Genomic DNA, 20,958 nt, shown 5'->3' on the forward strand with positions numbered 1-20,958 from the left:
GGCCTCAGGTCGCCGCCGCCGTGCGGCGCCGCTGCAGCCACGTGACCCACCAGGCGCCCGCCGTGCACAGCACCAGGTAGACGACGGCGACCAGGATGTAGACCTCGACCACGCGCCCGTCGCGTTGTCCCACCTTGCTAGCGGCGCCGAGAAAGTCGTTCAGGCTGATCACGTAGACCAGCGAGGTGTCCTTGAGCAGCGCGATGGTCTGGTTGATGAGCGAGGGCGTCATGTTGCGAAACGCCTGCGGCAGGATCACGTGCCGCATCGCCTGCCCCGGCGACATCCCCAGCGACTGCGCCGCCTGCATCTGGCCGGCGCGCACGCTGCCGATGCCGGCGCGGATGATCTCGCAGTAGTACGCGGACTCCGCGAGCACGAACGCCACGAGCGCGGCGTAGATCGGCCCGACGCCGAGGTTCGGGTCGCCGGTCACGGCGCGCAGCACCACCGGCATCAGGAAGTAGATCCACAGGATCGTGAGGATCAGCGGGATCGAGCGGAACAGGTTCACGTACCCCGCCACGAGCGCCGCCACCGGCCGCGGCGCGAAGATCCGCGTGATCGCCAGCAGGGTTCCCAGGCCGATGCCCGCGGCCATGGAGGCCGCCACCAGCAAGGCGGTCATCTGCAGGCCCTGCAGCAGGTAGGGCCAGGCGCGCTGCAGGGCAACCCAATCGAAGTCGTAGCCCATCACGCGGCGCCCAGCAGCCCGGGCACCCGCACCCGGTGTTCGATGCGGCGCATCAGCACGATCACGCCGTAGGTGATCGCCATGTAGATGAGCGTCGCCACGATGAAGGCCTCGAAGGGATGGGCGCTGAACTCGCTGAGCTGGCGCGTCTGCCCGGTGAGTTCCATGAGCCCGATCGTCAGCGCGACGGCCGAGTTCTTGAACACGTTCAGGAAGTCCGAGGTCAGCGGCGGGATGACGATGCGCAGGGCCTGCGGCAGGATCACGTACCGGTAAGCCGCCACGGTTCCCAGGCCCATCGCCATGGCCGCCTGCTTCTGGCTGCGCGGCACCGACTCGATGCCCGCGCGCACCTGCTCGGCCGCCTTCGCCGCCGTGTAGAGCGTGAGGCCCACCAGCACGGTGAGGAACTGGTTCGCGGTCGGGTTCATCTGCTTGATCGCATGGCCCCAGGCGGTCGGCAACAGCTCGGGCACCACGAAGTACCAGAGAAACAGCTGCACCAGCAGCGGCGTGTTGCGAAAGCAGTGGATGTACACCGCCGACAGCGTGCGCGCCGTCCGGTGGGGCAGCGTCCGGGCCGCGCCGGCGATCAGGCCCAGGCCCAGTGCCAGCGTCCAGGCCAGCAGCGACAGCGCGACCGTCCACAGCAACCCGCGCACGAGCATCAGGCCGTACAGGCCCTCCCCCGTGACCGAGGGTTTGAAGAAGATCAACCAATCCCAGGTGTAGTGCATCGCGAAAGGTGCCGGGGGGCGGTTCGGTTCGTGAAGGGGTGGCCGCGCCCGCGCCTTACAGCGGCTGGTCGCTCGGATGGCGCACGAGCTCCTGCATGTCGGGCGACATCGGGAAGTTGACCGTCACGCTGCCCTTCACCGCGATGGGCTTGAGGAAGTACTTCTCGTACAGCGCGGTGAACTCGCCCGATCGCATCATCCCGGTGATCACGCCGTCCACGAGCTTCTTGAACGCCGCGTCGCCCTTGCGCAGCATGCAGCCATAGGCTTCCTTCTGCTGCGGCACGCCGACCACCTCCCAGTCCGCCGGGTTCCTGGCGCGGGCGATGTTGCTGAAGAGAATGATGTCGTCCTGCGTCGCGGCCACCGCGCGCCCGGTCTCCACGGTCAGGAAGTTCTCGTTGATGTCCTTGGCCAGGATGATCTGGATGCCCCACTTGTTCTTCTCGTTGAGCTGCCGCAGCATGCGCTCCGCCGTGGTGCCCGCGCTGACCACGACGTTCTTGCCGACGAGGTCGGCCCAGTGCTTGATGCCCGAGTTCTTGCGCACCAGCAGCCGTGCGCCCACGACGAAGAAGGTCGTCGAGAACGACACCTGGTTCTGCCGCTCGGCGTTGTTGGTGGTCGAGCTGCACTCCAGGTCGACCGTCTGGTTGGCCACCAGCGGAATGCGCGTCTGCGGCGTGACTTCCAGGGTCTTGACCTCCAGCCAGGCGAGCTGCAGGTCCTTCTTCACCTGGGCGACCACGCGCTGCGAGATTTCCCAGGCGAAGCCGGCCTGCTTGTTGTGGTCGTCCAGGTAGTTGAACGGGATGGAGGCGCCGCGCGTGGCCACGGTGATCGCCCCGGTGTCCTTGATCTTCTTGAGCGTGCCGTCCAGCGGCGATGCGGTCTGCGCGGCAACGCTTGCGCACAGCGCGAGGCCGGCCATGGCGAGGAAGGAACGGGTCGACGCGGCGTGAAGGGTCGGCTTGAAAGTCATCGCGGGCTCCAGGTGTCGGGGGTCAGAGGTCGAAACGCGTGGCGCAGGCGTCCAGCGCGCCCAGCAGCTCGTCGCGCAGGGCCTGGGGGTCGTCCAGGCCGATCGACAGGCGGATGACCGGCCCTTCGACGTCGCAGAAATTGCGCCTGGCGAGTTCCTCCGCCGGATAGAAGGCCGCGATGCTGCGCACGCCGCCCCAGCTGGCGCCGATGGCAAAGCGCTTCAGGCCGGCGAACAGCGCCCGGTAGGCGTCGTAGGGGCAGTCCACGAGCTGCAGCGACATCACGCAACCGGGCTGCGCGAAATCGCGCGCCCACAGCGCATGGTCCGGCGCGCCGGGCAACGCCGGAAAGAGCATCCGGCGCACGAGGCGGTGCGCCGCAAGTTGCCCCGCGATCAGGCGCGCGCTGGTGGCCTGGCGCTCCATGCGCACCTGCATCGTGTCCAGGCCCCGGGCCACCAGGAAGCAGTCCTCCGGGCTCACGGCCAGCCCCATCAGCGACTGCAGGCCGCGCAAGGATCGGTACAGGCCTTCGTCCTGGGTGGTGACGCTGCCCATCAGCACGTCCGAATGCCCACCCATGTACTTGGTGCATGCGTGAACGCACAGGTCGACGCCGTGCGCCAGCGCGGCAAAGCCCAGCGGGCTGGCCCAGGTGTTGTCGATGGCGGTCAGCACGCCACGGGCGCGCGCCACGGCGGTGATCGCCGGCACGTCCTCCACCTCCATCGTCACCGTGCCGGGCGACTCCAGCCAGATGAGCCGCGTGTTCGGGCGCACAAGGCGCTCGATGCCCGCGCCGATGCGCGGCGCATAGAACTCGACCTCGATGCCCAGCGCCTGCAGCCGTTCGACGGCGAAGGACTTGGCCAGGCCGTAGGCGGCATCGGTCATCAAGAGGTGGTCGCCCTTCTGGAGCAGTGCGAGCAGCACGCCGCAGATGGCCGCCTGTCCGGAAGGAAAGACGATGCCGTGCGCGGCGCCGTCCAGCTCGGCGATGCGCGCCTCGAGGGCGCGCTGCGTCGGCGTGCCCGTCGTGCCGTAGCTGAAGCCGTCCGGCAGGCGGGTGCGGCGGTGCACGAAATCGTCGAGCGAATCGAACACGACCGTGGAGGCGCGCCACACCGGCGGCGCCAGGCTGGCGAAGGCGGCGTCCGCAGGGGACGTGCCGGGATGGGAAATGGATGGGTTCACGATGGAAGTCAGTTCGCGGGGGCCGATTCGATGAGCTGCAGCGCATGCTTCATCTGCTCGACGGCCATGGTTTCGAGATCGGTGTAGACCTTCATCTCCACGCCCAGGCGGGAGAAGGTTTCGCGGGCGGTGGCGATCCGGGCCGGGTCCTGGGTCTTGGGGTTGGCCAGTGCCGCCTCGAGGCGCTTGTACTCGCTGGTGAGCAGGGCCGGCTGTTCGCCGAGGGCACGCAGGCCGGCGTTGGTCATCGAACGGATGCGCAGCAGCATCTTCACGTCCGACTGTTCCATCTCGCCCTGCGCCCGCTCCAGCGCCAGCTTGGCGGCCACCGCCTGCGGGCTGTCGGGCTTGCGGGTGGCCGCAAGGGTCTGGAACCTGGCGACGTCGCTGGAAAAGTCGTGCGCCCATGCGGGCGCCGCACACGCCAGGACCGTCACTGCAAGCGCTGTTCGAAGGTTCATCTCGCGTCTTTCGGGAAGTGGCTGAAGACACCAACTCTAGGACGCTGGAGATAATCCGGATCGCGCCCGAAATTCTTTCTCCATAAGCGGTTGTTATATGTTGCTCCGAGAGATCGAGGTGTTCCGTTCCGTGATGTCCGTGGGCTCCGCGAGCAAGGCGGCTGCGCTGCTGGGCGTGACGCAGCCGGCCATCAGCCAGTCGCTGCGCAGGCTCGAGGAAGCCGCGGGCTTTCCCCTGTTCCGCCGGCTGCGCGGCCGCCTGCACCCCACGCCCGAAGCGCAGGCGCTGCTGACCGAGGTCGAGCGCGTCTTCGTGGGCCTGAGCAGCATCGAGCACCGCATGCGCAGCCTCAAGCGCTTCGGCGTCAACACGCTGCGCATGGCGGTGTACCCGGCCTTCGGCCTGAGCTTCGTGCCGCGGGTGCTGTCGCGGCTGGTGGCCGAGCGCGGCGACGCCGACGCCCGTCCGCAGATTTCGCTGCAGGTGCTCAGTTCGCGAGAGGTGCACGAGGCCGTGCTGGGGCGCCAGGTCGACTTCGGGCTGATGGCCGACGAGATGCCGACGACCGGCCTGGAGCACTCCGAATTCGCGCGCTTTCCGGGCGTGGTGGTGATGCATGCCAAACACCGGCTGGCCCGCGCCAGGACCATCCAGCCGCATCAACTCGCCGAAGAGCCCTTCCTCGCGCTCAACCCGGAAGATGCGTCCCGGCGCCGCCTGGAGCGGGCCCTGGCGGACTGCAACGTCGCATTGAGCGTGCTGGTCGAGACCCCGTACGCGGCCAGCGTGTGCGAGATGGCCCTGAGCGGCATGGGCATCGGCGTCGTCAACCCGGTCACCGCGCTGGAGTACGCGCAGCGCGGCCTGGCCGTGCGCCCGCTGTCGCTGGAGGTGTCCTTCGCGGGCATGCTGGTGCTGCCGCCGGGACAGCCGCTGTCCGGCCTGGCGGTGCGCGTGCTCCAGCTCATGCGCATCCAGCTGGCCGAAGACCAGAAGGCCCTGGCGGGCCTTCTCAAGCCTCGCGCCAGGTAGCGCCACGCAGGCGCAAGGCATTGGTGATCACCGAGGCCGAGCTCAGGCTCATCGCCAGCGCCGCGATCATCGGCGACAGCAACCAGCCCGTGAACGGGAACAGCACGCCCGCGGCCAGCGGCACGCCCAGGGCGTTGTAGAGGAAGGCGAAGCCGAGGTTCTGCTTCATGTTGGCGATGGTCTGCTCGGAGATCACGCGCGCCTGCGCAATGCCGCGCAGGTCGCCCTTGACCAGCGTCACCTGGGCGCTGTTCATCGCGACATCGGTGCCGGTGCCCATCGCCACGCCGACGTCGGCCTTGGCGAGCGCAGGCGCGTCGTTGATGCCGTCGCCGGCCATCGCGACGATGCGGCCTTCGCGCTGCAGCCTGTCGACCAGCGCGAGCTTGTCGGCCGGCTTCACTTCGCCGTGCACCTCGTCGATGCCCAGCTTCGCGGCGACGGCGCGGGCCGTGGTCAGCCCGTCGCCGGTGGCCATGATGACGCGCAGCCCCGAGGCCTTGAGCGCGGCCAGCGCCTCCAGCGTGGTGGACTTGATCGGGTCCGACACCGCGAGCAGGCCGGCGGCCTGGCCGTCCACCGCCAGGAACATGACACTCGCGCCCTCGGCCCGCAGGGCCTCGGCCTGCGGCTTGAGGTCGTCGACCCGCACGCGCAGCTGTGCCATGAGCGCCGTGTTGCCCAGCGCCAGCTTCCGGCCGGCCACGGCGCCGCTCACGCCGATGCCGCTGCTGGATTCGAAACCCTCGGGCGTGTCCAGCGCCAGCTGGCGCTCGCGCGCCGCCCGCACGATGGCGTCGGCCAGCGGGTGCTCGCTGCCCTGGTCCAGGCTGGCCGCAAGGCGCAGCACCTCGTCGGCGGTGAAGCCGGGCGCAGGCACCGCGCGCTCGAACTGCGGCCGGCCTTCCGTCAGGGTGCCGGTCTTGTCGACGATGAGCGCATCGACCTTGCGGAAGTTCTCGATCGCCGCGGCATCGCGGAACAGCACGCCCTGCGTGGCCGCCTTGCCGGTGGCCACCATGATCGACATCGGCGTCGCAAGGCCGAGCGCACAGGGGCAGGCAATGATGAGCACCGCCACGGCATTGATGAGGCCGTAGACCCAGCTGGGCTGCGGCCCGAAGAAGCCCCAGGCGAAGAAGGTCAGCACCGCGATGGCGATGACCGCCATGACGAAGTAGCCGGCGACCTGGTCGGCCATCCGCTGCATCGGCGCGCGCGAGCGCTGGGCTTGCGCCACCATCTGCACGATGCTCGCGAGCACGGTCTGCGAGCCGACCTTTTCCGACTGCATGACCAGCGCGCCATTGGTGTTCAGCGTCGCGCCGATGAGCTTGTCGCCCACGCGCTTGGTCACGGGCAGCGGCTCGCCGGTGAGCATCGACTCGTCGACCGCGCTGCCGCCTTCGATCACCACGCCGTCCACCGGCACCTTCTCTCCGGGGCGCACGCGCAGCTTGTCGCCCACGTGCACGTGGCCGATGGGCACGTCTTCCTCGGTGCCGTCGGCGCCGATCCGGCGTGCCGTCTTGGGCGCGAGCCCCAGCAGCGACTTGATGGCCGCGGAGGTTTGCGAGCGCGCCTTGAGCTCGAGGATCTGGCCCAGCAAGGTGAGCGAGATGATCACCGCCGCCGCTTCGAAGTAGACCGACACGCGTCCCATCGACACGAACGACGCGGGGAACACGCCGGGTGCCACCGTGGCCACGACGCTGTAGACAAAGGCAGCGGCCGTGCCCAGGCCGATCAGGGTCCACATGTTCGGACTGCGGTTCGCCACCGACTGCACCGCGCGCACAAAGAATGGCCAGCCGGCCCACAGCACGATCGGCACGCTGAGCACGAGCTCGATCCAGCTTTGCGTGCCCATCTCGAACCACTGCAGGCGGTGGCCGGCCATGGCGAGCACGGTGACGACAACGCTGAGCGGCAGGGTCCAGAAGAAGCGCCGCTTGAAGTCTTTCAGCTCGGGGTCTTCGCCCTCGTCGAGGGTCGGCATCTCGGGCTCCAGCGTCATGCCGCACTTGGGGCAGTTGCCCGGGTGGTCCTGCCGGATCTCCGGGTGCATGGGGCAGGTGTAGACCGTGCCCTCCGCAGCGGGCTGCGCAGGGCCCGCGGGCGCATGCCCGTGCGATGCGTGGTGATCGTGGTGGCCGTGATGACCGTGGGGGTGTCCTGCGCGCCTGGTGGACGTGTCGTTCATTCGCGTTCTCCGACAGGAAAGGGGGAAGCCCTTGAGGGGGAAGCGATCAGTGTCCAGGTTGACACGATGTGAAGGTCAAGCCCTGTCGCGCGATACCCTGGAAGAAAAAGCGCCGGCATGGCGACCGGCGCGTGAAAGACGCGTGCGCAGGACGCTCACTTGCCGGCCTTGCCCACCAGCACCGCGCCCTTCATTCCGGCGTCGTAGTGGCCCGGTTGCAGGCAGCCGAAGTCGACCTTGCCGGCCTGGGTGAACTGCCAGACGATCTCGCCGGTCTTGCCCGCGGCCAGCGTGACCATGTTCGGATCGGCGTGCTCCATCTCGGGGTTCTTCTTCATGGCCTCGTAGTGCGCCAGCAGCGCCTTCTCGGTCCCGAGCACGAGCTCGTGCTTCAGGACACCGGAGTTCTTGACGACGAAGCGCACCGTCTCCCCCTGCTTGACCTTGATGTCCGCCGGCGTGAAGCGCATCGAGTCCGTCATGTCGACCTGGACCGTGCGCGTCACCTTGGCGGCCACGCCAGGCTTGCCGACGGCGGCCTCGGCATCATGGCCGTGGCCGTGGCCACCTGCATGGGTGCCCGAGGCAAAGGCGCCGGCAGCGGCCAGTGCGGCCCCTGCGGCGAAAACGGTGTTGCGGAAGGTGTGTGTCATGGTGTCCTTGGAGGTTGCCGGGATGCCGCGACTCTAGGAAGCCAAGCCCGTCCACCACCGATCACCCGGATTACAAAAAAGCAATCTGCGCGCGCGACCTCCGTGCATCGGCGACATGGGCATGGCCTTATTTTGCCCGGGCAAAATATCTCAAAGCTTCCAGGCCGAAGGCACCTGGCCACCCGGTGTTTCCCCGGAAAAGCACGGCGGTGCCAAACGGCGGCAAGGGCGCCGCCCTTGAAAGGTCATCGAATGCCCTTATGATTAGCACTCGCTGCTGACGAGTGCTAACAGCCCTCCCATCCAGTCGACAGGTCGCCGGTTTCTCCGGCGCCCGACCACAAACAAACCCGTTTCTTACCCTTCCAGGAGATGCAATGAAACTTCGTCCTTTGGCCGATCGCGTGATCGTCAAGCGTGTTGACAGCGAAACCAAGACCGCCTCCGGCATCGTCATCCCCGACGCAGCCGCCGAAAAGCCCGATCAGGGTGAAGTCCTGGCCGTGGGCCCGGGCAAGCGCAACGACAAGGGCGAACTGGCCGCACTGACCGTCAAGGTCGGCGACCGCGTCCTGTTCGGCAAGTACAGCGGCCAGACCGTCAAGGTCGATGGCGACGAACTGCTCGTGATGAAGGAAGACGACCTGTTCGCAGTCGTCGAGAAGTAATTCTTCTCCTCCCTTTCGATCCCATCCAATCCAATCCATTCGGAGTTAATTCATCATGGCAGCAAAAGACGTAGTCTTCGGCGGCGAAGCCCGCGCACGCATGGTCGAGGGTGTCAACATCCTGGCCAACGCAGTCAAAGTGACCCTGGGCCCCAAGGGCCGCAACGTGGTGCTCGAGCGTTCGTTCGGCGCCCCCACCGTGACCAAGGACGGTGTGTCCGTGGCCAAGGAAATCGAACTCAAGGACAAGCTGCAGAACATGGGCGCCCAGCTCGTGAAGGAAGTGGCCTCCAAGACCAGCGACAACGCTGGTGACGGCACCACGACCGCCACGGTCCTGGCCCAAGCCATCGTTCGCGAAGGTTTCAAGCTGGTGGCTGCCGGCATGAACCCGATGGACCTGAAGCGCGGCATCGACAAGGCTGTCACGGCCCTGGTCGCCGAGCTGAAGAAGGCTTCGAAGCCCACCACCACGTCGAAGGAAATCGCGCAAGTCGGCTCCATCTCGGCCAACAGCGACGAAACCATCGGCAAGCTCATCGCTGACGCGATGGACAAGGTCGGCAAGGAAGGCGTGATCACCGTGGAAGACGGCAAGTCGCTGGACAGCGAACTCGACGTCGTCGAAGGCATGCAGTTCGACCGCGGCTACCTGTCGCCCTACTTCATCAACAACCCCGAGAAGCAATCGGCGCTGCTCGACAACCCCTTCGTGCTGCTGTTCGACAAGAAGATCAGCAACATCCGTGACCTGCTGCCCGTGCTGGAGCAAGTCGCCAAGGCTGGCCGTCCGCTGCTGATCATTGCCGAAGAAGTCGAAGGCGAAGCCCTGGCTACCTTGGTCGTGAACACGATCCGCGGCATCCTGAAGGTCGTGGCTGTGAAGGCTCCTGGCTTCGGCGACCGCCGCAAGGCCATGCTGGAAGACATCGCCATCCTGACGGGCGGCAAGGTCATCGCTGAAGAAGTGGGCCTGACGCTCGAAAAGGTGACGCTGGCCGACCTGGGTCAAGCCAAGCGCATCGAAGTGGGCAAGGAAAACACGATCATCATCGACGGCGCTGGCGCTGCTGGTGACATCGAAGCCCGCGTGAAGCAAGTTCGCGTTCAGATCGAAGAAGCGACCAGCGACTACGACCGTGAAAAGCTGCAAGAGCGCGTGGCCAAGCTGGCCGGCGGCGTGGCAGTGATCAAGGTTGGCGCTGCCACCGAAGTCGAAATGAAGGAAAAGAAGGCTCGCGTCGAAGACGCCCTGCACGCCACCCGCGCTGCAGTGGAAGAAGGCGTTGTGGCTGGCGGCGGCGTGGCACTGCTGCGTGCCAAGCAAGCCGTGGGCGAGTCGGTCAAGGGCGACAACGCTGACCAGGAAGCTGGCATCAAGCTGGTGCTGAAGGCCATCGAAGCGCCCCTGCGCGAAATCGTGAACAACGCCGGCGGCGAAGCCTCGGTGGTGGTGAACGCTGTGCTGGCTGGCAAGGGCAACTACGGCTTCAACGCTGCGAACGACACGTACGGCGACATGCTCGAGCTGGGCATCCTGGACCCGACGAAGGTCACCCGCACCGCACTGCAGAACGCCGCTTCGGTGTCCTCGCTGCTGCTGACGACCGAAGCCATGGTTGCTGACGCACCCAAGGACGAGTCCGGCGCTGGCGGCGGTGGCATGCCCGACATGGGTGGCATGGGCGGCATGGGCGGCATGGGCATGTAATGCTCGGCTGAGCTCTGCTCACCAAAGTAAAAAGGGCCGCGAAAGCGGCCCTTTTTCTTTGTGCGGAAGGTTCAGCGGAACTGGTCGCGCAGCGCCATATAGAGCACTTGGAAGCGCGCATGCCGCGTCTTGTGTGCGCCAGCGCCTTCGGATGAAGGCGTCAGCGTCAGCTTCACCGGCGGCAGCGTGCACACCTCGGCCACAGCACCTCCATCGGCCAGCCACGCCAGCCGCGCCGCACCGAGCGCACCGCCCGTTTCGCTGCCCGCGTACAGCGTGAGCGACACCTGGAAGATGTCGGCCAGCAACTGCCCCCACCACACACTGCGCGCACCGCCGCCCACGAGTGCGACTTCGCGCAGCGGCATGTCGGCCGGCAGGCGCAGCGTGTCGAAGCCATCGCGCAGCCCGAAGCTCACGCCCTCGACCACGGCATAGGCGATCTCCGCGGGGCCGTGCGCATGCGTCAGGCCGAACAGCACCCCTTGCGCATTCGGGTTGTTGTGCGGCGAGCGCTCGCCCGACAGGTACGGCAGGAACAGCGGGCATCGCGCCCGGTCCGCCAGTGCGACCGAGGCCGCGGCTTCGAGCAGCGCCGCCTCGTCCGCGAACTTGAAGGTCTTCGCAGCCCAGCTCACCGCGCTGGCGGCCGAGAGCATCACCGACATCTGGTGCCAGCGCCTGGGCAGCGCATGGCAGAAGGCGTGCATCGCCTGCGCGGGGTTCGGCAGGAAGCGGTCGGTCGAGACGAACACCACGCCCGAGGTGCCGAGCGAGACGAAGCCCTGCCCCGGCTCGACGAGCCCCATGCCGACCGCGCTGGCGGCGTTGTCGCCCGCGCCGCCGGCGATCTTCACGCCGTCGCGCAATCCCCAGCGCGCCGCCAGTTCAGGCTTGAGCAGCGCGGAGACTTCACTGCCTTCGACCAGCCGCGGCATGTGAGCGCGCGTGAGCCCCGTGGCAGCGAGCAGTTCGTCGGACCAGTCGCGCGCACCCACGTCGAGCCACAGCGTGCCGGCCGCGTCGGACATCTCGCTGACCGCCTCGCCGCTGAGCATGAAGCGCAGCCAGTCCTTGGGCAGCAGCACGCGCGCCACGCGGGCGAAGACCTCGGGCTCATGCTCGCGCACCCACAGCAGCTTGGGTGCGGTGAAGCCGGGCATCGCGAGGTTGCCCGCGATCTCGCCCAGGCGCGGCACGGCGCGCGTGAGCGCCTCGCACTGCGCACCGCTGCGGCCGTCGTTCCAGAGGATGGCCGGGCGCAGCACCTCGCCTTCCGCGTCGAGCAGCGTGGCGCCGTGCATCTGGCCCGACAGGCCGATGGCGCGTACCTGCGCCAGCGCCTTCGCATGCGTGGTGCGCAGCTCGGCCATGACGGCCTCGAGCGCCTGCCACCACTGGGCGGGCGCCTGCTCGGACCACAGCGGGTGCGGCCGGTCAACCGTGAGCGGCGCGCGTGCCACGCCGACGATGCGGTGATCGTCCGCGAGCAGCAACGCCTTGAGCTCGGACGTGCCGAGGTCGAGTCCCAGATACAAGATGGTCTCCCTGATGGCGCCTTCGGAGCGGGCGCGTTCGCCTTGAAAGAAATCAGCCGAAGCGCGTGTCGGCCTGGCGCCTGAACTCGCTCGGCGTCATGCCCTTGATTTCGAGAAAGCGCCGGTTGAAGTTCGCCACGTTGTTGAAGCCCACCTGGTAGCAGATGTCGGTCACGTAGTGGTCGGTCTGCATCAGCAGGTGGCAGGCGCTGTTGATGCGCACGCGGTTCACGAAGTCGGTGAAGCTGTTCCCCGTCGAGCGGCGGAAGAAGCGGCTGAAGCGGCTCTCGCTCATGCCCAGCTCGGCGGCCACGTCCGACATCGAGATCGAGTCGGTCATGTTGTTGGTGATGCGGTTCACGATGTCGTTGATCTGGTCGACCTGCGCATCGCCGTCGCTGCCCTGCACGCCCTGCATCTGCACGCTCGACAGCAGCCGGTAGTCGGTGCACTGGGCCAGGTCGGCCATGAACTCGCAGAACAGGCCCAGGCGGCGCACGCCGCGCGCGGCCTTGATGGCGTCCCAGTGCGCCAGCGCCTGTTCCGACATGCCGAAGAACTCGATGCCGTGGCGCGCGCGATCGAGCAGCGGCATCACGTCGCGCAGCTCGGGAATCTCGGCCGCCGCGCGCTCGATGGGCTCGTGACGGAACTGGATCACGCGGTCGCGCCCGGCGGCGCCTTCTTCGGGTACGTCGAGCGAGATCCAGTTGTGCGGCAGGCGCGGCCCGCACAGCACGAGGTGGCCGGGCTGGAACGGCCCGATCCAGTCGCCGATGAAGGCCTTGCCCGAGGTCTCGGTGATCAGGTGCAGCTCGTAGTCTTCATGGAAGTGCCATCGCACCAGCGGGCTCGGAAAGCCGTGCGCGAGGCAGCGCACCAGGCCGGTTTCTTCCGGGGCCTCGTAGCCCAGCGACGGGGAGCGTGCGAAGTCGCGCTCCAGCTCGGGTTGGCGTTGACGCGGGATCGCGCGTTTGCGGGTGGTCGTGGTCATGGCGGCACGGATCGATCAGGGCCGGGAAGCGACGGCCTCGTTGTCTTCCTGCGAAAGCGCCGTGCGAACGGCTTCCAGCGTCGGTGGATCGGCGCCCTCGCGGGTGCAGTTCAGGGCCGCGGCGGTGGCGGCAAAGCGCATCACGGCGCGCCAGGCGTCGTCGCCGAGCTCGGCCAGTTGCGCCGGGTGCTCGACGCCATGCGCCAGCAGCGCCACCGACAGCCCGGCGGTGAAGGTGTCGCCCGCGCCGATGGTGTCGACCACCTCGACGCGCGGCGCGGCCACGGTGAGCGGCGCGCTGCCGGTGCGCCACAGCGTGGCGCCTGCACCGCCGCGCGTGACGACCACGGCGCGCGCACCGGCCGTGAGGCATTCGGCCGCGAGCACATCGACCGGCCGCCCGGGAGCGAGCAGCGCGGCGTCTTCGTCGCTGAGCTTGACCAGGTCGGCCATGGCGAACCACTCGGTGACGCGGGCGCGGTAGGCGGCCATGTCCGGGATCAGGCTGGGCCGCACGTTGGGATCGAACACGATCACGCAGCGCCCCGTGTGGGCGGCCACGAGGTCGGCGATGCGCGACGACGCCGGCTCCTGCAGCAGCGAGATCGAGCCGAAGTGCAGGAAGCGGCATTCCGCCGGCAACTGGGGCAGCGGCTCGGGCGCCCAGGTGGCGTCGGCGCTGCCGCGTGTGTAGAAGGCGTAGCGGTTGGTCTGCGGCGTGCGCTCCACGAACGCCAGCGTCGACGGCGCGCCGCTGCGCAGGATGAGCCGGGTGTCGACGCCGTTGCGTTCGAGAAAGGCCATCAGCCGCTCGCCGAACAGGTCGGTCGACAGCTGCGTGAGAAAGCCGGTCGGCTGCCCGAGCCGCGCGCAGGCCACGGCCGTATTGAGCGGCGAGCCGCCCTCATGGCCCAGGAACGCCAGCGAACCTCCTTCGCTGGCGGTGAAATCGATCAGGGCCTCGCCCGTGAGTGCAATGCGCATGGTGCTTGGATTTTCTTCTTCTGTCAGGGCAAGGCGCGGGCGTCGGCCAGGAAACCCGCTTCGGCAGCCAGGGTGGCGGGATGGTCGAGCAGCTCGGCAAAGAGGCGCGGCGGAATGGTGATGGCGCCCACGCCCAGCCCGAGCAGCGCCAGGTACGCCGCGCGCGAACGGATGCTCGCCACCAGCAGCCGCGTGCCCGAAGAAGGCCGTTGCGCCACCAGCGACTGCATCTGCGCGATGAGTGCCAGCCCATCGATGCCGGCGTCTTCGAGCCGGCCGAGGTACGGCGCCGCATAGGCCGCGCCCAGTTGCGCGGCGAAGTGCGCCTGCTCGGGCGCGTACACGGCGGTCCACGTCACAGGCACGCCCTGGGCGATGAGCCGCGCGCCGGCATCCAGGCCCTGGCGCGTGGCGGGAATCTTGATGACGAGCTGGCCGGGGTCGAACTGCGGCAGCAGGACGGCGGCGTCTTCCAGCATGGCGTCGACCTCGCTCGAATACACCTGGGCCTGCACCTGGCGCGCGCCCAGGTCGATGCAACGTTTCAGCAGGCCTGGCACATCGGCACGCCCGACGCCGGCGCGTTGCAGCAGCGTCGGGTTGGTCGTCACGCCATGCACCACCGGGTGCGGCAGGCAGGCCTGCAGCTCGGCCAGGTCGGCGCTGTCGAGGTACAGGTGGAAGTCGTCGTTCATGCAGAAATGCGGAAGGAAGGTAGGGTTCAGCTCATGACATTGCCGCCGTCGACATTGAGGGTCTGCGCCGTGATGTAGCGCGCCTCGTCGCTGGCGAGAAACACCGCCGCCCCGGCAATGTCGCCCGGCACGCCCATGCGCCCGAGCGGCACGGCGAGGCCGACACGCCGCTTCTTCTCGCCCGGCGCCAGCCCCTCGGCCTTGGCGAACAGGCTGTCGACATGGTCCCACATCGGCGTGTCGACCACACCGGGGGCGATGCCGTTGACGCGGATGCCGTGCGGCGCCATGGCCAGCGCGGCGCTCTGCGTGTAGCTGATGACGGCCGCCTTGGTCGCGCAGTAGTGCGACACCAGCGCCTCGCCGCGGCGCCCGGCCTGCGAGGCCATGTTGATGACCGACGCGCCCGGCGTGCCGGCCTCGACCATGTGGCGCAGCACGGCCTGCATCACGAAGAACATGCCCTTCACGTTGACCGCGAAGAGTTTGTCGAACGAGGCCTCGTCGCTGTCGAGCAGCGGCGCGAGGTCGAACACGGCGGCGTTGTTGAACAGCGTGTGGACGGGACCGAAGGCGACCTGCGCCTCGGCCAGCATGTGCGCGATGGCCTGCGTGTCGGTCACGTCGGCCGCGATGTAGGCGAGCGCGTCGGGATGGGCTTGCTGCAGCGCGCGCACGGCCTCGGGCGCGGCGGTCGCGCGGTCGATCACGCTGCAGCGCGCGCCCTCGGCGATGCAGGCCTCCGCGACCGCCAGGCCGATGCCGCCACCAGCACCGGTCAGCAGCACATGGCGGTCCTGCAGGCGGCCGCTCATGGCGCGGCCTTCTCTTCGATGAAGCGGGCCACACGTTCACCGGCACGGCGCACCGCATCGATCAGCCGCGCATCGCCCGCGAGGCTGCCCCACAGCCCGGCATCGGCGCACAGTGCCGCCACGGGGTCGGCCGCGTCGCAGATGGCGTGCGCGGCGGCGTCGTCCATGCTCTGGTCCTGGTAGGCATAGGGCAGCGTGCCCCGGTGCCAGCGCTGCAGGAAGGCCAGGAACAGCGCAGGCAGCATCGCCACGCTGTCGATGCCCTGCCCGGCCGCCAGGCGCTCGCGCACGGTCGGCGCGATGAAGCCCGGGATCTTCGAGAAACCGTCGGCCGCCACGCGCTGGTTGGTGTCGCGGATCGCCGGGTTGCCGAAGCGGTCGAGCACCACGTCGCGATAGGCCGCGAGGTCGATCGGGCTCGGGCTCAGGCACGGAATGACGTCGTCGGTCACGTAGTCGAAGGCCATCCGGCGAATGGCCGCGTCGTGCGTGCCTTCGTGGATGAAGCCCAGCCCCGCCAGCGTGCCGGCCCAGGCGATGCAGCTGTGCGTGGCGTTGAGGATGCGGATCTTGGCCTCTTCATACGGCTGCACCGATTCGACGAGTTCGACGCCCACGCGCCCCCAGTCGGGCCGCCCGGCGATGAAGTCGTCTTCGATCACCCACTGAATGAAGCTCTCGCCCGTGACCGCCGCGCCGTCGTCGCGGCCCGTGGCGGCGCGCACGCGCGCGCGCAGCTCCGGCGGCGGGCGCGGCGTGATGCGGTCGACCATCGCGTTCGGGCAGCGGGTGTTGGCATCGACCCAGGCCTGCAGCGGCGCGTCGCCGACGAGCGCGATGAACTCGAGCAGGCCCGCGCGAAAGCGGTCGCCGTTGTGGCGCAGGTTGTCGCAGTTCAGCAGCGTCACGGGGCCCGCCTGCGCGGCATGCCGTGCCCGCAGGATCGCGCAGACCGCGCCGTAGACCGTCTCGCCGGCCTCGCCGCGCCGCGCGCGTTCGATGTCGGCCGCGAGGTCGGTGAACGACAGGTCGAGCTTGCCCTTGGTGTCGAGGTAGTAGCCGGCCTCGGTCACCGTGAAGGAAACGATGCGCGTGGACGGCGCGGCGCCGCGTGCGATCACCGGGGCCAGCGAGGGCTCGTACGACAGCACCTCGCGGATCGCCTCGATCAGCTCGTAGCGGTACTCGCCGGCCGGCGACACCGTCTCGAGCGTGTAGCGCCCGCCCTGGGCCTGCAACGCTGCGACGACCTCGGCCATGTCGGGCCGGATGTTGGCACCCGACAGCGACCAACGGGTGTCGCCCGCATCGATCAGCCGCTGCAGGTAGACGGCCTGGTGGGCGCGATGGAACGAGCCGAGGCCGAGGTGAAGCACCGTGAATTCCGAAGGCGCCGGTGGGGTGGGCACGAGGCCCGCTGCTGCAAGGGTCACGGGGAAGGTCCGTTGAAAGTAAGGGGCGTCGGATCAGGCGGCGACGGCGCGGCCTTCGCGGCTGAACAGGTGCAACACGGACGGGTCGAGCTCGACCGCCACGTCGTCACCGGCCTGGAGCGGCGTGCGCTCGTTCTGGCGTGCGATGAGCGGCACGCCGCCCACGTCCACGTGGATCAGCGTGTCGGCGCCCAGTGCTTCGATGAGCTCGACGCGGCCCGGCACGCCGGCGGCCGCGCCCTGCTTCGGATGCACGCGCAGGCCTTCGGGACGCACGCCCAGGAAGCCGTCGCTCGGCAGGCGCCCGCCGGTCGCGGCGGAAAAACTCGGAATGGCGCTCGCCGCCACCATGTTCATCGACGGCATGCCGATGAACTGCGCGACGAACTGGTTGGCCGGGCGGTCGTAGAGTTCGAGCGGCGTGCCGACCTGCTCGATGAGCCCGTCCTTGAGCACCACCACGCGGTCAGCCAGCGTCATGGCCTCGACCTGGTCGTGCGTGACGTAGATGGTGGTCGCGCCGAGCGCGCGGTGCAGCTTGTGGATCTCGACGCGCGTGTTGCCGCGCAGCGCTGCATCGAGGTTCGACAGCGGCTCGTCGAAGAGGAACACCTTGGGCGCACGCACGATCGCGCGCCCGATGGCCACGCGCTGGCGCTGGCCGCCCGACAAATCTTTCGGCGTGCGGTCCAGGTACTGCGTGAGGTTCAGCGTCTTGGCCGCGTACTCGACCTTGGTCCTGATCTCGTCCTTGGCCACGCCCGCGAGCTTCAGCGCGAAGGACATGTTGTCGTACACGCTCATGTGCGGGTACAGCGCGTAGCTCTGGAACACCATCGCCAGGTCGCGCTTGCCCGACGGCGTCCAGGTGATGTCCTTGCTGTCGAGCAGCAGGTTGCCGCTGGTGATGGGTTCGAGCCCCGCGATCAGGCGCAGCAGCGTCGACTTGCCGCAGCCCGAAGGCCCGACGAAGACGATGAACTCGCCCTTCTGGATCTGCAGGTCGACGCCCTTGATGATGTGGACGTCGCCAAAGCTCTTCTTGATGTTCTTGAGTTCGAGGTAGGCCATGAGATGTCTCCCTTTTCTTTACTTGACGGCGCCGAAGGTCAGGCCTTGCACCAGTTGCTTCTGGCTGAACCAGCCGAACACGACGATGGGCGCGATGGCCATCAGCGAGGCGGCCGACAACTTGGCCCAGAACAGGCCCTCGGGGCTGGAGTACGAGGCGATGAGCGTGGCCAGCGTGCCGGCCTTGGCGGAGGTGAGGTTCAGCGCCCAGAAGGCCTCGTTCCAGCTCAGCACCAGGCACAGGAGGCCGGTCGATGCGAGCCCGCCGACCGACAGCGGCATCACGACATGGCGGAACTCGGTCCACAGGCTCGCGCCGTCCATGCGCGCGGCTTCGAGGATCTCGTTCGGAATGTCCTTGTAGGCGCTGTAGAGCATCCACACCATGATCGGCAGGTTCGACAGCGTGAACACGATGGTGAGCGCGGTGAGCGAATCCAGCATGCCCGCGGTCTGCGCGAGCACGTAGATCGGCACCAGCGCACCGACGGCCGGCATCATCTTGGTGGAGAGCATCCACATGAGGATGTCGCGCGTCTTCTTCGTGCGAAAGAACGCCATCGAGTAAGCGGCGGGCGCGGCGATCAGCAAGCCCAGGATGGTCGAGCCCAGGCTGGTGATCAGCGAGTTGCGCGCGTACAGCAGGTAGTCGCTGCGGCGCTGCACTTCGCCGAAGTTGTCGAGCGTGGGCTCGAAGATGAACAGCGGCGGCACGTGAATGGCCTGCAGCTCCGTCTTGAAGGCCGTGAGGAACAGCCAGCCGAGCGGGAAGAACAGGAGCAGTGCCACGGCCCACGCACCGACGGTGCGCAGCAGCTGGGGAAGGAAGTTGCTGGGTTGCATGGTCGTTCCTTCAGTCCAGGTTCTTGCCAATGATGCGGATCAGGAACACGGCCACGATGTTGGCCAGCACCACAGCGAACAGCGCACCGGCCGAAGCCACGCCCACGTCGAAGTTCATGAGCGACTGCTTGAAGATCATGTAGGTCATGTTCGTGCTCTCGTTGCCCGGGCCGCCATTGGTGGTGATGGCGATCTCGGCGAACACGCTGAGCAGGAAGATCATCTCGATCATGATCACCACGGCCATCGGGCGGCCCAGGTGCGGAATGGTGAGATAGAAGAAGCGCTGAAACGAACTCGCGCCGTCCATGCGCGCGGCTTCCATCTGTTCGCGGTCGAGCGACTGCAGCGAGGTGATGAAGATCAGGCAGGCGAAGGGCAGCCACTGCCAGGCCACCATGATGATCACGGAGAACAGCGGCACGTCGGTGAGCCAGTCGACCGGCTGCGCGCCGAAGAAGCGCCACACATCGGCCAGGATGCCGTAGATGGGGTTCATCATCATGTGCTTCCACAGCAGCGCATTCACTGCGGGCATGACGAAGAAGGGCGAGATCAGCAGCACGCGCACGATGCCGCGGCCCGGGAAGGGTTCGTTCACCAGGAGCGCGAGCAGCACGCCGAACACCACCGTGATGACGATCACGCTGCCGATGAGCAGCAGCGTGTTCCACGTGGCCGGCCAGAAGTCGGGGTCGGTGACGAAGTAGTGAAAGTTCTCGATGCCCGCGAACGTGCGTTCGCCGGGCTGCATGAGGTTGTAGTTCACGAACGAGAAGTACAACGTCATCAGCAGCGGCACGATCATCCACAGGAAGAGCGTGAGCACGGCGGGCGCCATGAGGGCGCGGGGCAGGAGTCTTTTCATGGTCTGTTCCTCTCAGGCTGCGGCCCTCTCCCTGCGGGGAGAGGGGAAGAAGCGTGGCTTACTTGTAGTAGCCGGCCTTCTTCATTTCGCGCTCGGCCGCGAGCTGCGAGGTCTTCAGCGCCTGGTCGACCGTGACCTTGCCCGACAGTGCCGCGCTCATCTGCTGGCCCACCGCCACGCCGATGGCCTGGAACTCGGGAATGGCCGCGTACTGCACGCCGACGTACGGCGACTTGGGCAAGGTGCTGTCGCTGAGGTTGGCGCTGTCGATGGCCTTCTTCTCGGCGGCGGCGAACTTGGCGACCTTCTGGAACTCGGGGTTCGCGTAGGTCGACTTGCGCGTGCCGGTGGGCACCGTGCCCCAGCCGTGTTCCTTGGCCACGAGGTTGACGTACTCCTTGGAGGTCGCCCACTTCACGAAGGTCTGCGCGGCGGCGCCCTTGGTCGAGCTGGCGGGAATGGCCAGGTTCCAGGTCCACAGCCAGTTGGCGCCCTTGGGCGTCACGGCGACGGGTGCTTGCGCGAAGGCCACCTTGTCGGCCACCTTCGACTGCTTGGGGTCACTGATGAACGAGGCCGCGATGGTCGCGTCCACCCACATGCCGCACTTGCCTTCGTTGAAGAGCGCCAGGTTCTCGTTGAAGCTGTTGGCCGAAGCGCCCGGCGGGCCGTAGGCCTTCATGAGATCGACGTAGAAGCCGATCGCGTCCTTCCAGGGCTTGGTGTCGATCTGCGGCTTCCACTGCATGTCGAACCACTGGCCGCCGTTGGTGTTGACCAGCGTGGTCAGGAAGGCCATGTTGTCGCCCCAGCCCGGCTTGCCGCGCAGGCACATGCCGTACAGGCCGCCCTTGGGGTCATGGATCTTGCCGGCCAGCTCCTTCACCTGCGCCCAGGTGGGCTGCTCGGGCATCTTGAAGCCGACCTTGTCGGCCAGGTCCTTGCGGTACATGAGCATCGAGCTCTCGCCGTAGAAGGGCGCGGCGTACAGCTTGCCTTCGTGCGACAGGCCGGCGCGGATGGCGGGCAGCAGGTCGTCGGCGTCGTAGGCGGCATCGGTGGCGATGGGCTGCAGCCAGCCCTTCTTCGACCAGATCGGCGCTTCGTACAGGCCGATGGTCATCACGTCGAACTGGCCGCCCTTGGTGGCGATGTCGGTGGTCACGCGCTGGCGCAGCGTGCCTTCTTCGAGCGTGACCCACTTGAGCTTGATGTCGGGGTTCGCCTTTTCGAAGAAGGGCGTGAGCTTCTGCATCTCGATCATGTGGCCGTTGTTGACGGTCGCGATCACGAGTTCGGTGGCGGCGTGGGACACAAGGCCCGTGCCGATGAGTGCGAGGGCGAGGCCCGCTTTCAGAAAGCGCTTCATGGTGTCTCCTT

The 20,958-nt window shown here is 67.7% G+C and carries 20 protein-coding genes; 3 read left to right on the forward strand and 17 right to left on the reverse strand.

Features of this window, described 5'->3' with window-relative positions:
* Positions 1 to 4 precede the first annotated feature (4 nt).
* Genes AC07XP_RS23360 through AC07XP_RS23380 form a run of 5 tightly spaced genes read right to left on the reverse strand, consistent with a single transcriptional unit; the run spans position 5 to position 4,069 of the window.
* On the reverse strand, positions 5 to 694 hold the full coding sequence (locus tag AC07XP_RS23360; RefSeq protein WP_095948311.1) for an amino acid ABC transporter permease: 690 nt from the start codon (positions 692 to 694) through the stop codon (positions 5 to 7).
* A complete protein-coding gene (locus AC07XP_RS23365) occupies positions 694 to 1,431 on the reverse strand; it encodes an amino acid ABC transporter permease (protein ID WP_495266007.1) in 738 nt (245 codons plus the stop codon). Before AC07XP_RS23365 ends, AC07XP_RS23360 begins: the two co-directional genes overlap by 1 nt.
* 55 nt (positions 1,432 to 1,486) lie before the next feature.
* Positions 1,487 to 2,413 carry a transporter substrate-binding domain-containing protein gene (locus AC07XP_RS23370; protein WP_495266008.1) on the reverse strand — a complete coding sequence of 309 codons (927 nt, stop codon included), beginning with the start codon at positions 2,411 to 2,413 and terminating at the stop codon, positions 1,487 to 1,489.
* Positions 2,414 to 2,435: 22 nt separating this feature from the next.
* The gene (locus tag AC07XP_RS23375; protein ID WP_139700981.1) at positions 2,436 to 3,608 is read right to left on the reverse strand and encodes a trans-sulfuration enzyme family protein; all 1,173 of its coding nucleotides are present in this window, start codon (positions 3,606 to 3,608) and stop codon (positions 2,436 to 2,438) included.
* 8 nt (positions 3,609 to 3,616) lie between these two features.
* Positions 3,617 to 4,069 (reverse strand): hypothetical protein, encoded by a 453-nt coding sequence (locus AC07XP_RS23380; RefSeq protein ID WP_495266009.1) that lies wholly within the window; start codon positions 4,067 to 4,069, stop codon positions 3,617 to 3,619.
* A 97-nt stretch (positions 4,070 to 4,166) separates the two neighbouring features.
* Between AC07XP_RS23380 and AC07XP_RS23385 the strand changes: the two genes are divergently transcribed.
* Positions 4,167 to 5,102: a LysR substrate-binding domain-containing protein gene (locus AC07XP_RS23385; RefSeq protein ID WP_447741337.1), complete on the forward strand. Its 936-nt coding sequence runs from the start codon at positions 4,167 to 4,169 to the stop codon at positions 5,100 to 5,102.
* Here AC07XP_RS23385 and AC07XP_RS23390 read toward each other — a convergent pair.
* Positions 5,083 to 7,305: a copper-transporting P-type ATPase gene (locus tag AC07XP_RS23390; protein WP_495266010.1), complete on the reverse strand. Its 2,223-nt coding sequence runs from the start codon at positions 7,303 to 7,305 to the stop codon at positions 5,083 to 5,085. The genes AC07XP_RS23385 and AC07XP_RS23390 overlap by 20 nt on opposite strands.
* 155 nt (positions 7,306 to 7,460) lie before the next feature.
* Positions 7,461 to 7,958 carry a cupredoxin domain-containing protein gene (locus tag AC07XP_RS23395; RefSeq protein WP_495266011.1) on the reverse strand — a complete coding sequence of 166 codons (498 nt, stop codon included), beginning with the start codon at positions 7,956 to 7,958 and terminating at the stop codon, positions 7,461 to 7,463.
* Between the two features lie 377 nt (positions 7,959 to 8,335).
* Here AC07XP_RS23395 and AC07XP_RS23400 point away from each other — a divergent pair, with 377 nt between their 5' ends.
* Together AC07XP_RS23400 and groL are read left to right on the forward strand one after the other, a co-directional pair.
* On the forward strand, positions 8,336 to 8,626 hold the full coding sequence (locus AC07XP_RS23400) for a co-chaperone GroES (RefSeq protein WP_056572926.1): 291 nt from the start codon (positions 8,336 to 8,338) through the stop codon (positions 8,624 to 8,626).
* Positions 8,627 to 8,681: 55 nt separating this feature from the next.
* Entirely contained in the window at positions 8,682 to 10,337 is a 1,656-nt protein-coding gene (gene groL / locus AC07XP_RS23405) for a chaperonin GroEL (protein WP_042579049.1), read from the forward strand.
* A 71-nt stretch (positions 10,338 to 10,408) separates the two neighbouring features.
* Here the strand turns inward: groL and xylB are convergent, their stop codons facing one another.
* The 10 genes from xylB to AC07XP_RS23455 form a co-directional block, all read right to left on the reverse strand.
* The gene (xylB, locus tag AC07XP_RS23410) at positions 10,409 to 11,875 is read right to left on the reverse strand and encodes a xylulokinase (protein ID WP_495266012.1); all 1,467 of its coding nucleotides are present in this window, start codon (positions 11,873 to 11,875) and stop codon (positions 10,409 to 10,411) included.
* 52 nt (positions 11,876 to 11,927) lie between these two features.
* Positions 11,928 to 12,869: an AraC family transcriptional regulator gene (locus AC07XP_RS23415; protein WP_070059980.1), complete on the reverse strand. Its 942-nt coding sequence runs from the start codon at positions 12,867 to 12,869 to the stop codon at positions 11,928 to 11,930.
* A gap of 15 nt (positions 12,870 to 12,884) precedes the next feature.
* Entirely contained in the window at positions 12,885 to 13,853 is a 969-nt protein-coding gene (locus AC07XP_RS23420; RefSeq protein WP_495266013.1) for a carbohydrate kinase family protein, read from the reverse strand.
* A gap of 23 nt (positions 13,854 to 13,876) precedes the next feature.
* The gene (locus AC07XP_RS23425) at positions 13,877 to 14,548 is read right to left on the reverse strand and encodes a transaldolase family protein (RefSeq protein WP_062472677.1); all 672 of its coding nucleotides are present in this window, start codon (positions 14,546 to 14,548) and stop codon (positions 13,877 to 13,879) included.
* A gap of 26 nt (positions 14,549 to 14,574) precedes the next feature.
* Positions 14,575 to 15,363: an L-iditol 2-dehydrogenase gene (locus AC07XP_RS23430; protein ID WP_062472674.1), complete on the reverse strand. Its 789-nt coding sequence runs from the start codon at positions 15,361 to 15,363 to the stop codon at positions 14,575 to 14,577.
* On the reverse strand, positions 15,360 to 16,739 hold the full coding sequence (gene dalD, locus AC07XP_RS23435; RefSeq protein WP_495266020.1) for a D-arabinitol 4-dehydrogenase: 1,380 nt from the start codon (positions 16,737 to 16,739) through the stop codon (positions 15,360 to 15,362). Before dalD ends, AC07XP_RS23430 begins: the two co-directional genes overlap by 4 nt.
* A gap of 90 nt (positions 16,740 to 16,829) precedes the next feature.
* Complete coding sequence (locus AC07XP_RS23440; protein ID WP_062472672.1) at positions 16,830 to 17,867, reverse strand: ABC transporter ATP-binding protein; 1,038 nt, start codon at positions 17,865 to 17,867, stop codon at positions 16,830 to 16,832.
* A gap of 18 nt (positions 17,868 to 17,885) precedes the next feature.
* Entirely contained in the window at positions 17,886 to 18,710 is an 825-nt protein-coding gene (locus AC07XP_RS23445) for a carbohydrate ABC transporter permease (RefSeq protein WP_013539656.1), read from the reverse strand.
* Between the two features lie 10 nt (positions 18,711 to 18,720).
* A complete protein-coding gene (locus tag AC07XP_RS23450) occupies positions 18,721 to 19,578 on the reverse strand; it encodes a carbohydrate ABC transporter permease (RefSeq protein ID WP_070059984.1) in 858 nt (285 codons plus the stop codon).
* 58 nt (positions 19,579 to 19,636) lie between these two features.
* Positions 19,637 to 20,947: an ABC transporter substrate-binding protein gene (locus AC07XP_RS23455; RefSeq protein WP_062472668.1), complete on the reverse strand. Its 1,311-nt coding sequence runs from the start codon at positions 20,945 to 20,947 to the stop codon at positions 19,637 to 19,639.
* Positions 20,948 to 20,958: the final 11 nt, after the last annotated feature.

The organism is Variovorax sp. GW531-E2 (assembly GCF_059423125.1).

What these genes read in the sequence shown, in the direction of transcription:
- AC07XP_RS23360 (WP_095948311.1), bottom strand. Translation starts at nt 694, where the DNA reads ATGGGCTACGACTTCGATTGGGTTGCCCTGCAGCGCGCCTGGCCCTAC.
- AC07XP_RS23365 (WP_495266007.1), bottom strand. Translation starts at nt 1,431, where the DNA reads ATGCACTACACCTGGGATTGGTTGATCTTCTTCAAACCCTCGGTCACG.
- AC07XP_RS23370 (WP_495266008.1), bottom strand. Translation starts at nt 2,413, where the DNA reads ATGACTTTCAAGCCGACCCTTCACGCCGCGTCGACCCGTTCCTTCCTC.
- AC07XP_RS23380 (WP_495266009.1), bottom strand. Translation starts at nt 4,069, where the DNA reads ATGAACCTTCGAACAGCGCTTGCAGTGACGGTCCTGGCGTGTGCGGCG.
- AC07XP_RS23385 (WP_447741337.1), top strand. Translation starts at nt 4,167, where the DNA reads ATGTTGCTCCGAGAGATCGAGGTGTTCCGTTCCGTGATGTCCGTGGGC.
- AC07XP_RS23390 (WP_495266010.1), bottom strand. Translation starts at nt 7,305, where the DNA reads ATGAACGACACGTCCACCAGGCGCGCAGGACACCCCCACGGTCATCAC.
- AC07XP_RS23395 (WP_495266011.1), bottom strand. Translation starts at nt 7,958, where the DNA reads ATGACACACACCTTCCGCAACACCGTTTTCGCCGCAGGGGCCGCACTG.
- AC07XP_RS23400 (WP_056572926.1), top strand. Translation starts at nt 8,336, where the DNA reads ATGAAACTTCGTCCTTTGGCCGATCGCGTGATCGTCAAGCGTGTTGAC.
- groL (WP_042579049.1), top strand. Translation starts at nt 8,682, where the DNA reads ATGGCAGCAAAAGACGTAGTCTTCGGCGGCGAAGCCCGCGCACGCATG.
- AC07XP_RS23415 (WP_070059980.1), bottom strand. Translation starts at nt 12,869, where the DNA reads ATGACCACGACCACCCGCAAACGCGCGATCCCGCGTCAACGCCAACCC.
- AC07XP_RS23420 (WP_495266013.1), bottom strand. Translation starts at nt 13,853, where the DNA reads ATGCGCATTGCACTCACGGGCGAGGCCCTGATCGATTTCACCGCCAGC.
- AC07XP_RS23425 (WP_062472677.1), bottom strand. Translation starts at nt 14,548, where the DNA reads ATGAACGACGACTTCCACCTGTACCTCGACAGCGCCGACCTGGCCGAG.
- AC07XP_RS23430 (WP_062472674.1), bottom strand. Translation starts at nt 15,363, where the DNA reads ATGAGCGGCCGCCTGCAGGACCGCCATGTGCTGCTGACCGGTGCTGGT.
- AC07XP_RS23440 (WP_062472672.1), bottom strand. Translation starts at nt 17,867, where the DNA reads ATGGCCTACCTCGAACTCAAGAACATCAAGAAGAGCTTTGGCGACGTC.
- AC07XP_RS23445 (WP_013539656.1), bottom strand. Translation starts at nt 18,710, where the DNA reads ATGCAACCCAGCAACTTCCTTCCCCAGCTGCTGCGCACCGTCGGTGCG.
- AC07XP_RS23450 (WP_070059984.1), bottom strand. Translation starts at nt 19,578, where the DNA reads ATGAAAAGACTCCTGCCCCGCGCCCTCATGGCGCCCGCCGTGCTCACG.
- AC07XP_RS23455 (WP_062472668.1), bottom strand. Translation starts at nt 20,947, where the DNA reads ATGAAGCGCTTTCTGAAAGCGGGCCTCGCCCTCGCACTCATCGGCACG.